We start from the raw sequence: 11,467 nt of genomic DNA on the forward strand, positions 1-11,467 counted from the left end.
TCTGCCGGGCTTGACCCCCCGAGCGACGCAGGAGTTTGTCGGTGGCCACTGTCTCGAGGTGCAGCGTGATCATCCCGACCTACAACCGGGCCGGGCTGCTGCGGCGCACCCTGGACTCGCTGGTGGCCCAGACCCTGCCGCACGCGGACTTCGAGGTGCTGGTGGTCGACGACGGTTCCGGCGACGACACCGCCGAGCTGGCCCGTAGCTATACCGACCGGCTGGACCTGAAGTACTTCTTCCAGCCGGACGAGGGCTGGCGGGTGGCGCAGGCCCGCAACGTCGGCATCGCGCACGCCGCCGGCGCGGTGTGCGTGATGGTGGACACCGGCGTGCTGCTGCACTCCGGGTGCCTGGCCGCCCACCTGCGCAGCCACCAGGAGGCCGGTGGCCCGGTCGCGGTGTGCGGCTACGTCTTCGGTTTCGACTGCGCCCCCACCGAGGTCGAGGAGCTGACCGGCATCCTGGATGCCGGCGACCTGGACGCCGGCATCGAGCGGATCTCCCGGAGCGGGCGGTGGACCGACACCCGGGAGCCGTTCTACGCCAACCCCGACAACGACTTCGACCGGCTGCCCGCGCCCTGGGTGTTCTACTGGACCTGCAACGTCTCCGCCCCCACCGCCCGGTTGCGCGCGGTCGGCGGGTTCGACGAGCAGTTCCGCAGCTGGGGTGGCGAGGACATCGACCTGGGGTACCGGCTGTTCCTGGACGGCGCCCGGTTCGTGCTCAACCGGGCGGCGAGTTCCGTGCACTACCCGCACCCCAAGAACCCCGGCGACCTCAACCACCAGGCCCGCGCCAACTACCGGTACATGGCGCAGAAGTACGACACCCCGGTCGGCCGGCTGCTGAAGTCCTTCGGCGGCGCCCTGCACTGCTACAACATCAACGGCCTGATCACGGCCCGCGGGCTGCCCGACTGCCGGGAGTACCTGCGCCAGCGGTCGGCAGCCGGCTAACCGGGTACTACAGCTGCACCTTGTTGCCCGCCGTGGTCAGGCAGAACGGATGCCCGGCCGGATCCAGCAGCACCCGCCACACCTCGGGCCCCGGTTGATGTGCCGCCTCGACGGCACCCAGCCGCACCGCGGTGGCGACCGCCGCGGGCAGATCGGTCACGGCGATGTCCAGGTGCAGTTGCTGCTGCTGGCCCGGCTCCGGCCAGGTCGGCCGGACGTGGTCGGCCGCGTACATCGCGGTCAGCGCGATGCGACCGTCGGACAGGGCGATGACGCTGCCGTCCGGGCGCTGGTAGATCCGCCGCATGCCCAGCAGCCGGGCGTAGAAGTCGGCCAGGGCTTCCGGGTCGGTGGTGTCCAGGGAGACCGAGGCCAGCCGGCCCACCGGCTCCGGGTCCGCGGCGGGCTGCTCCGTGCTCGTCATGGCACGACCATCGCACACCGAAGGTTCTCCTGCCGCCGGCGGGTGCCGAGCACCGGTTTGCACAGCGCTACCAGCCCGATGACCGCAGGTATCAAAGGCCGGAATCCAACCTCCGGAGTACAGGTGCTCGCCGGAAGAAAAGATGTCATCGTATGCGCGCTCGGTGTCTACCGGGTGCGCCAGCAGGCGCGTTCCAGTCGTCGACCTTTCGAAAGGGTTCTTTGTGAAGGCGTACGTAGCTGTCCTGCGGATCACGGACTACCGGTTGCTGTGGACGGCGTTGACGATCAACCTGCTCGGCGACGGGGCCACCTACACCGCGCTGGCCTGGATCACCGTGGACCGGGCCGGCGCCGGCGGCCTCGGGGTGCTCGGGGTCTGCCTCACCCTGCCGGTGATCGTCGGCGGCGCGGTGATCGGCCCGCTGCTGGACCGGTTCTCCCGGCGCAAGCTGTTCATCTACGACTCGGTGTTCCGGGCCGCGGTGGTGGCGATGATCCCGCTGGCGCACGCGCTCGGCTGGCTGGCGATGTGGCAGCTCTACACGGTGGCCCTGATCTATGGGCTGCTCAAGATCATTCCGCTGGCCGGCACCCCGGCGGTGATCCCGGAACTGGTGCCCGAGAGCGAGCTGCAGGCCGCGATGGGCCTGGAATCCACCGCGATGGGAGCCGCCAACGTCGCCGGCCCGGCGATCGGGGCGCTGCTGATCACGCTGATCGGCTCGTCCAACGTGCTGCTGCTCGACGCCGCCAGCTACCTGCTGTTCGCGTTCCTGATCAGCCGGATCTCGGCACCGCTGGACCGCCCGGCCCCGGTCGAGGACGGCGCCGCCAAGCGGGTGTCGGGCTGGACCCCGGTGTTCGACATGATCGTCCACGACAAGTTCCTGCTGCTGCTGACGCTGTCGTTCGCGTTGTTCAACATGGCCGCCGGCGCGCTGCTGGTGGTGCTGCCCTGGTTGGCGAAGTTCGAGTTCTCCAACAGCCCCGGCGTCCTCGGCCTGCTGCTCGCCCTCTTCGCCGCCGCTGAACTGGTCGGCTCGCTGGTCTCGGGTGCCCTCAAGACCTCGGAGAAGCAGATGCTGCGGATCGGCCAGCTGCAGATCGTCACCGGCGGCCTCTTCCTGCTGCTGGGCCCGCGCAACCTGGCGGTGATCTCGCTCGCCCTGATCCTCATCGGCGTGCTGTCCGCCCCGATGACGGTGCTGGGCGGGGTGGTGCGGATGACCCGGACGCCGGCGGAGATGCGCGGCCGGGCGATGACCCTGATGCGCACCACGATGGCCGGCTCGCTGCCGGTCGGGGCGGCGCTCGGCGGCATCCTGCTCAGCGGCAGCCACTACACCGGGCTGGTCGTCGTGATGACGATCCTGGCTGCCTCACCCGGTTTCCTGACCGTCCTGATCTTCCGCAACGTTCCGTTCCGGCTGGGGGTGAACGCCCTTGTCGACCGCCAGCCGGCCGCTGTCGAATCCTGAGTCGAGTCCTGAACCGGTCGAGCTGGTCGCCGACCGTCCCCGGACCGCGGCCGGCTCGTCCGGCCTCGCCTGGCTCTCGGCACCCGCCGACGGCCACGGCCCGGACGCGGTGCTCGCGGCGTTCGCCGTGCTGCTCTACAAGTACACCGGCCAGACCGAGCTGCTGCTCGACGCGGAGCTGGCCGGCCGGGCCGGCGCGCTGTCTCTGACCGTCGACCCGGACGCGCCCGGGCACCGGCTGCCGGACACCGCCGGGTACGGCCCGGTCCGGCACACCCCGGTCCGGTTCACCGACCGGGCGCCGGACCAGGCCGCCGATGCCGACCTGGTGCTGCACGCCGGCACCGAGCTGCGGATCGGCTACCGGACCGGGCTGTTCGCCTCGGCCACCGCCGCCCGGCTGGCCGAGCAGCTGCGCCGGGCGCTGGCCCAGCTGCACCAGCCGGTCCGCACCGTGCAGCTGGCCGACCAGCCGGAACGAGCGCTGATTCTCGACCGGTTCAACGACACTCGCCGCCCGTACCCGGCCGACGTGCCGGTGCACCGGCTGTTCGAAGAGCAGGTCCGCCGGGCACCGGACGCGCTCGCCGTCAGCTGGTGTGACCAGCGGCTGAGCTACGCCCAGCTCGACGAGCGGGCCGACCGGTTGGCCGGCGCGCTGCGGGCGGCCGGCGTCCGGCCGGGCGATCTGGTGGCATTGCGCACCGGTCGCACGCCGGACCTGGTGGCCGGCGTGCTGGCCATCCTCAAGACCGGCGCCGCCTACCTGCCGATCGACCCGGACTACCCGCAGGGCCGGGTGGAGTTCCTGCTCGCCGACTCCCGGGCCCGGGTGCTGGTCACCGACTCGGCCCTCGACGCCGCCTTCGACGGCACGGTGCTGGACCCGGCCACGGCTGCCCGGGCTGCCGGACCGGTCGAGCCCGAGCCGGTCGCGCCCGACCTTCCCACCGACCGGGCGGTGGCCTTCCTGTGCTACACCTCCGGCACCACCGGGCGTCCCAAGGGCGTGCGGGTCACCCACCGCAACATCGTCCGGCTGGTACGCGGCGTCGAGTACTCCGACCTCGGGCCGCACACCCGGATCCTGCTGACCGGCTCGATCTCCTTCGACGCCAGCACCTTCGAGCTGTGGGCCACCCTGCTCAACGGCGGCAGCCTGCACCTGGTCGGCAATGACGTCCTGTTCAGCGCCCGGGCACTGCGGGCGGAGCTGGCCGCCGAGCAGATCAGCACCCTGTGGCTGACCGCGCCGCTGTTCAACCAGATCGTCGAGCAGGACCCGGCTGCCTTCGCCCCGCTGCGCGAGCTGTACACCGGTGGGGACGTGCTGTCGCCGCCGCACGTCGCGAAAGTGCTGGCAGCCTGTCCGGACCTGATCTTGATCAACGCCTACGGGCCCACCGAGAACGGCACCTACTCCCTCACCCACCGGATCGAGCGCGCCGGCTTCGACGAGCGGGCCGGCATCCCGATCGGCCGGCCGATCGCGAACTCCACGGCCTACGTGCTCGACCCGGACGGCAACCTGTGCCCGGTCGGCGTGCCGGGGGAGCTGTGCTTCGGCGGCGACGGGGTGGCCGCGGGCTACCTGGACCGCCCGGAGCTGACCCCGGAGAAGTTCGTTGCGGACCCGTTCACCGGCGGGCGGATGTACCGCAGCGGCGACCTCGGCAGGTTCGGCCCGGACGGCACCGTCGAGTTCCTCGGCCGCCGCGACCAGCAGGTGAAGGTGCGCGGCTTCCGGATCGAGCTCGGCGAGGTGGAGAACGTCCTGCTCGGCCATCCGGACGTCGCCGAGGCCGCGGTCACCGCCCGGCCCCGGCCCAGCGGCGCCGACAAGTACCTGTGCGGCTACTACGTGCCGCGCCGCCCGGTGACCGGCCTGCGGGCCTACCTGGAGCGGATGCTGCCGGCGCACGCGGTGCCGGCCTACCTGATCGAGCTGCCGGAACTGCCGCTGCACGCCAGCGGCAAGCTCGACCGCAGCCGGCTCCCCGAACCGGAGGCCTCCCAGCTGGTCACCGGCACCGACTACGTCGCGCCGCGCGACGAGTTCGAGCGGGTGCTGGTGGAGCTGGCCGAGAATGCCCTTGCCATGGTGGGCATCGGCATGCAGCACGACCTGCGCGACCTCGGCTCGGACTCGCTCACCGCCACCCTGCTGGCTGGTGGCCTGGCCGAGCGGCTGGGCCGGCAGGTGCCGGTCAGCCGGGTGTTGCACGCGGGCTCGCTGGCCCGGCTCGCCGAGCTGGTCCGGCACGGCGACGCCGCAGCCGCACCGGCGATCCCGGCGGCCGCCGCGGCCGAGAGCTACCCGGTCACCCCGCAGCAGCGCCAGCTCTACCTCGAACAGCTCAAGGATCCGGCGGCGGTGCACTACAACGTGCCGGTCAGCCTGGACCTGCCGGCCGGCACCGACCCGGCCCGGCTGGCCGGGGCGCTGCGCCGGCTCGCCGAGCACCACGAGGCCCTGCGCAGCCACTTCGTCCTCGACGGCGGTGAGGTACGCCAGCGGATCGAGCCGGAGATCGCCCTGCCGGTGCCGGTGATCGACGAACCGGCCGACAGCCCCGGCGTCCGGCCGTTCGCGCTGGAGGTCGCCCCGCTCTGGCGAGCCGAGCTGCGCCGGTCGCCAGACCGGTTGCGGCTGCGCCTGGAACTGCACCACCTGATCGTGGACGGGTTCTCCCTGCAGATCCTGCTGAGCGACCTGGCGGCGCTCTACGCGGGCCGGCCGGTTGCCGAGGTGGGCGTCCGGTACCGCGACTACGCGAGCTGGCTGGCCGGGCCCGCCGGTGCGGCACTGCGCGAGCAGCAGCGCGGCTACTGGCAGCAGGTGTTCGCCGTCCCGCCGCGGCGCGCCGACCTGCCGCTGTCGGCCCCGCGCCCGCCGCTGCGCCCGCTGGCCGGCGACGTGCTGGGCTTCGACCTCGGCCGGGCCCGGACCAGCGCGCTGCGCGAACTGGCCCGCCGGCAGGACGTTCCGCTGTTCGCGGTGCTGGCCGCCGCGCACGGCATCGTGCTGGCCCGGCTCACCGGCTCGGCCGATGTGCTGCTGGGCACCCCGGTGTCCGGACGGACCGCGCCGGGCCTGCACCGCACCGTGGGCATGCTTGCCAACACCGTCTGCCTGCGGTTGGCGGCCGATCCCGAGGCCGGCTTCGCCGACTACCTGCGCCAGGTCGCCGGCACCGCCGAGCAGGCCTTCGCGCATTCCGACGTCCCGTTCTCCGACGTGGTCGCGCTGGCCGCGCCGCAGCGGGACTACCGCCGGGCCCCGCTGTTCGACGCGCTGATCGCGTTGCACAGCAGCCGTTACCTGCACCTCGACTTCGCCGGCCACGGCGTGGACGTGACCCTGGAACCCACCGGCCAGAGCGCGTTCGACCTGAACATGCAGATCTATCAGACCGGCGACAGCCTGCGGGTGGCCTGGCACTACTCGGCCACCCTGCTGCGCCGCACCGAGATCGAGCAGTGGCGTGACGATCTGCTGCACATTCTCGACACCGTGCTGGCCGACCCGGCGACCCCGGTGGGTGCCTTCACCGCTCCGGCGAACACCGCCGCCGCCTTCGACTTCGACCTCTGACCCCGCGACTTCCGGCCCTTCCCCTACCCGCCCGCTCAACCGCATAGGACGTTTCATGTTCTCCAGCGTTACCGGCTTTCCTGCCGACTTCTCCCACATCGAGCCCGATCCGATCGAGCCCGCTGCTCCCGGACACGCAGCCGGCCGCTGGGCGGAGCTGACCCCGGTCGCACTGCCCGCCGAGCTGACCGCCCGGCTGGACCGGATCAGCCGCGGGCGGGAGGAGATGCTGCAGGTGGTGCTGGCCGCCGGCGCGCTGGCCCTGCTCGGCCGCTACACCCGCGCCGAGGAGGTGTCGCTGGGCCTGCCCGGGGGGCTGGTGCTGCGCACCGATCCGGCCGGCACCCTGCGCGAGCTGCTCGGCCGGGTGGCCGGCGCAGTCCAGTCCGGGACGCCGGACGCGGGTGCGGCCGACGTGCGGGTGGAGCTGGCAGCCGCTCCGCCGGACGCCCCGGGAGGAGCCGGCGTCCGGTTCGCTGCGTACCGCGCCGGCGGCGCGCTGCTGCTCGGCACCGGCTACGACCCCGCGCGCTACGCCGAGGCCAGCATCGGCTGGATCGCCCGGCAGTACCTGCTGCTGCTCGCCGCTGCCACCGCCGAGCCGGACCGTCCGGTGGCCGACCTGGAGCTGAGCACTGCCGAGGACGCGGCCGTCATCGCCGCCGCCAACGACACCGAGCGGGCCTTCGAGTCCGAGGCCACCCTGCACGGCCTGTTCGCCCGGCAGGCCGCCGCCACCCCGGACGCACCGGCGCTGCTCAGCTCCGCCGGCACGATGAGCTATGCCGAGCTCGACGCCCGTTCCAACCAGCTCGCGCACACCCTGCGCGGCCACGGCGCCGGCCCGGGTGCGGTCGTCGCGCTGCTGGCCGAACGCTCGCCGGAGCTGGTCGTAGGGATCCTGGCGGTGCTCAAGGCCGGCGCCGGCTACCTGCCGGTCGACCCGTCCTACCCGGCCGCCCGGATCGGCTACCTGCTGGCCGACTCAGCTGCCCGGCTGGTGCTCGGCCAGGCCCGGTTCGCCGGCCTGGCCGGCGACACCCCGGTGCTGGAACTGGACGCCGAGACCAGCTACGCCGCCGACCGCGGCCCGGTCGAGCCACTGGGTAGCGCCGGCGATCTGGCCTACCTGATCTACACCTCCGGTTCGACCGGCGCTCCCAAGGGCGTGCTGGTCGAGCACTGCGGCGTGGTCAACCGGCTGGCCTGGATGCAGCGCGCCTACCCGATCGGGCCCGGGGACGTGCTGGTGCAGAAGACCTCGGTCTCCTTCGACGTGTCGGTGTGGGAACTGTTCTGGTGGTCGTTCACCGGCGCGGCACTGGCGCTGCCGGAGCCGGGGGCCGAGAAGGACCCGGCTCGGCTGGCGGCGGCGATCGAGAATCATCAGGTCACCACGATGCATTTCGTGCCGTCCATGCTGACCCTGTTCCTGGTGTGGGCCGAACGTGCCGGCGCGGCGGACCGGTTGGCCGGGCTGCGGCGGGTCTTCGCCAGCGGCGAGGCGCTCACCCCCAGCCAGGTCGGCCAGTTCGAGCGGCTGCTTCCCGGTGCCGAGCTGGTCAACCTGTACGGCCCGACCGAGGCAACGGTGGACGTCACCTGCCAGCCGGCTCGCGGGCTGGCGGGGCTGGCCCGGATCCCGATCGGCCGGCCGATCGACAACATCCGGATGTACGTGCTGGACGAACGCGGCCGGCCGGCACCGGTCGGCATGCCGGGCGAGCTGCACGCGGCCGGCGTGGGCCTGGCCCGCGGCTACCTCGACCGTCCGGAGCTGACCGCCGAGCGGTTCGTCGACGGGGCGGCGGTGGGGGAGCGGCGGCTGTACCGGACCGGCGACCTGGCCCGGTGGCTGCCCGACGGCCGGCTAGACTACCTGGGCCGGGTGGACCTGCAGGTCAAGGTGCGCGGCTTCCGGGTGGAACCCGGCGGCATCGAGGAACGGCTGCGGGCGCATCCGGCGGTGACCGACGCCGCCGTGGTGGCCGTCGACGACGGCTGGCAGACCTCGCTGCGCGGGTTCGTGGTGCTGCGCGAGCAGGTGCCGGAGTCGGTGCTCAAGCAGCACCTGCGGCAGGCGCTGCCCGAGCACGAGGTGCCCGGCCGGATCCTGGCCCTGGATGCGTTGCCGTTGACGCCGAACGGAAAACTCGACCGCAGCTGGCTGGCCGGCCCGGAGGGGGCCCGGGCCAAGGCCGGCAACCACGTCGAGCCGCGTACCCCCGCCGAGCAGACCCTGGCCCGGATCTGGCGCGAGGTGCTCGGCAAGGACCGGATCGGCGTGCACGACAACTTCTTCGCCCTGGGCGGCAACTCCATCCACTTCGTCGAGGTGCTGGCCAAGTCCCGCGCCGCCGGGCTGGACTTCACCTTCGCGCAGCTGTTCCGGGCGCAGAGCATCGCCGCGCTGGCCGAGAGCATCGCCGCCGGGGCCGGGGCCGGCGCCGGCACGGCGGCCGAGCAGGCCGACGTGGCGGCCCGCGGCGGCTTCCAGCCGTTCGAGCTGATCTCCGGCGAGGACCGGGCGCTGCTGCCCGCCGACGCCGAGGACGCCTACCCGCTGTCGATGCTGCAGGCCGGGCTGATCTTCCAGACCGAGATCACCGGCGGGCTCGGCCAGTACCACGACGTGCTCAGCTACTCGATCAACGGCGGCTTCGACCAGGCCGCGTTCACCGAGGCGGTGCGGCTGCTGAGCCTGCGGCACCCGATCCTGCGCACCACCTACCACCTCACCGGGTACAGCGAGTTCCTGCAGGTGGTGCACCGCGAAGTCCGCCCGCCGCTGTCGGTGGCCGACCTGCGCCACCTCGACGCGGCGGCCCAGGCGGACTGGCACGAGCAGTGGCTGGCCGCCGAGAAGGCCCGCCGCTTCGACTGGGAGCGGGGCGAACTGGTCACCCTGCACGTTCAGATCCTCTCCGACGACCGCTACCGCTACACCGTCAGCCAGCACAACTCCGCCCTGGACGGCTGGAGCATCAGCCTGCTGCACACCCAGCTGTTCAGCCTCTACCACCAGCTGCGCGCCGGGACGAACCCGTCCCGGCAGCCGGCGGTGGACAACCACCTGCGCAACTTCATCGGCCTGGAGCGCGAGGCACTGCGCTCCGCGCAGTCCCGAGACTTCTGGCTGCGGGTGCTGGACGGCTCCGTCTCGACCAACGTGCCGCGCCAGCCGGGCGCCCGGGACACCGACGACTTCCGGGTGGTGATGCGCGACGTACCGCTGCCCGCCGGCCTCACCCAGCGGGTCAGCGCGCTGGCCGACTCGCTGTCGGTGCCGTTCAAGGACGTGCTGCTGGCCGCCCACCTGAAGGTGCTGTCCCTGGTGTCCGGCCAGCCCGAAGTCACCACCGGCTACGAGCACAGCGGCCGGCCTGAGCTGCCGGGTGCCGAGACCACGCTGGGACTGCACCTCAACAGCGTGCCGCTGCGGCTGCGAATGGCGCTGGACTCGGCCGCTGCGGAGCCGGGGGAGGCTGCCGAATCTTGGGCGGAGCTGGTCCGCCGGGTGTACCAGGCCGAGCTCGACCTGCTGCCGCACCGCCGCTACCCGATGGCCCGGATGAAGCAGGACCTGGGCACCCAGCGGTCGCTGTTCGACACCACCTTCAACTACACCCACTTCTACCTGATGAAGAATCTCCAGCAACTGCCGGAGTTCTCGCTGCTGCAGATACAGGTGGACTCCGAGACCGAGTTCGCGTTCCGGACCGAGTTCTCCCGGCACTACACCGACGACGAGCTGCGGTTGTGCCTGCACTACCACAGCCACCTCTACGACCAGGCCCAGATCGACCGGATCGGCGGGTACTTCGTCCGGGTGCTGGAGCTGATGGCCGGCGAGCCCGCGGCACCGCATGCCGCCCGGCCGCTGCTGGCCGCCGCGGACGCGGCGCTGATCGGTGCGGCGAGCGATGCCACGGCCGCCGAGCCGGTCGCCTTCCCGGCCCCGGCGGCTGAGGATCGTCAGGCGCACCAGGCGACCCGGGACGCGATCGCCGCGGTGTGGGCGAACGTGCTGGACCTGCCGGTGTCCCAGATCGGGGCGTCCGGCAACTTCTTCGACCTCGGCGGCAATTCGCTCTCGGCGCTGCGGGTGGTGCTGGAACTCGACGGGCTGGTCACCCTGGGCGACCTCACCCGCCATCCGGTGCTGGACGAGCTGGCCCGGTTGGCCGACCGGCGCCAGCAACCTGCCGAGGAACTGCTGCAACTGCTCTCGCCGACCGCGGCCGGCGCCCGCTGCGCGTTGATCTGCGTGCCGCACCCGTGCGGGCACCCGATCAACTTCAAGCCGCTGGCCGACGCGCTGGCCGAACGGACCGACGAGATCGTGGTGTGGGGGCTGGAGCTGCCCGGCCATGCGCCGGTCTCGGACGGCGAGTTCGTCGACATCGAAGAGGCGGTCCGCCAGACCGTCGCCGAGATCGAGGCCAAGGCCGACCTGCCGCTGGTCGTCTGGGGACACTGCGGCGGCGCAGCGGTCGCCATCGAGCTGGCCCGGGTGCTCGAGGAGGAGGGCTTCGACCTGCGGCAGGTGTTCCTCGGCTCCAAGCTGCTGCCCCCGGTGCCCGAGATGGCCGACAACATCGCCCTGATGGACACCTGGAGCGACGAGCAGATCATCCGCTACATGGTCGAAGAGACCGGATACACCGAGCTGGACGGCCTGGACCGCGAGCACACCGACCGGATGGGCCGGATCTTCCGGCATGACGTCGGCGGCGGGTACCGCTACCTCATCGGCGCGGTGACCGGCGGGCCCGCCTGGAAGCTGGCCACCCCGGTCACCGTGGTGGCCGCGGACGACGACCGCGGACTGACCCGGGCGAGCGAGGACTACGCCGGCTGGGAAGTGCTCGCCTCCGACGTCCGGTTCTGCCGGCTGCCGGTGGGCGGCCACTACTTCGTGCGCACCAACCCCGATGCCACCGCCGAGCTGGTTCTCGAGTCCGTCCGGCAGACCCAGGCCGCGTCGATCGAGTGGGAGGTCTGAG

At 72.4% G+C, this 11,467-nt stretch carries 5 protein-coding genes; 4 read left to right on the forward strand and 1 reads right to left on the reverse strand.

The features are described from left to right. Nucleotides 1–41 precede the first annotated feature (41 nt). Nucleotides 42–962 carry a glycosyltransferase gene (locus VLJ82_RS02760; protein WP_408661790.1) on the forward strand — a complete coding sequence of 307 codons (921 nt, stop codon included), beginning with the start codon at nt 42–44 and terminating at the stop codon, nt 960–962. Between the two features lie 7 nt (nt 963–969). Here VLJ82_RS02760 and VLJ82_RS02765 read toward each other — a convergent pair whose 3' ends face one another. Continuing rightward, nucleotides 970–1,386, reverse strand: a complete 417-nt coding sequence (locus VLJ82_RS02765) for a VOC family protein (protein WP_408661791.1) — start codon at nt 1,384–1,386, stop codon at nt 970–972. Nucleotides 1,387–1,609: 223 nt separating this feature from the next. Between VLJ82_RS02765 and VLJ82_RS02770 the strand changes: the two genes are divergently transcribed. The 3 genes from VLJ82_RS02770 to VLJ82_RS02780 are packed head-to-tail and all read left to right on the forward strand — an operon-like array spanning nt 1,610 to nt 11,466. Further along, a complete protein-coding gene (locus VLJ82_RS02770) occupies nt 1,610–2,866 on the forward strand; it encodes an MFS transporter (protein ID WP_408661792.1) in 1,257 nt (418 codons plus the stop codon). Further along, the gene (locus VLJ82_RS02775) at nt 2,832–6,461 is read left to right on the forward strand and encodes an amino acid adenylation domain-containing protein (protein ID WP_408661793.1); all 3,630 of its coding nucleotides are present in this window, start codon (nt 2,832–2,834) and stop codon (nt 6,459–6,461) included. The genes VLJ82_RS02770 and VLJ82_RS02775 overlap by 35 nt, the downstream gene beginning before the upstream one ends. Before the next feature lie 55 nt (nt 6,462–6,516). Further along, a complete protein-coding gene (locus VLJ82_RS02780; protein WP_408661794.1) occupies nt 6,517–11,466 on the forward strand; it encodes an amino acid adenylation domain-containing protein in 4,950 nt (1,649 codons plus the stop codon). The last annotated feature ends 1 nt before the right edge of the window (nt 11,467 follow it).

The organism is Jatrophihabitans sp., assembly GCF_035474675.1.
Taxonomy (GTDB): domain Bacteria; phylum Actinomycetota; class Actinomycetes; order Mycobacteriales; family Jatrophihabitantaceae; genus Jatrophihabitans_A.

Coding starts and splice junctions, on each gene's coding strand:
- VLJ82_RS02765 (WP_408661791.1), bottom strand. CDS start 1,386: ATGACGAGCACGGAGCAGCCCGCCGCGGACCCGGAGCCGGTGGGCCGG.
- VLJ82_RS02780 (WP_408661794.1), top strand. CDS start 6,517: ATGTTCTCCAGCGTTACCGGCTTTCCTGCCGACTTCTCCCACATCGAG.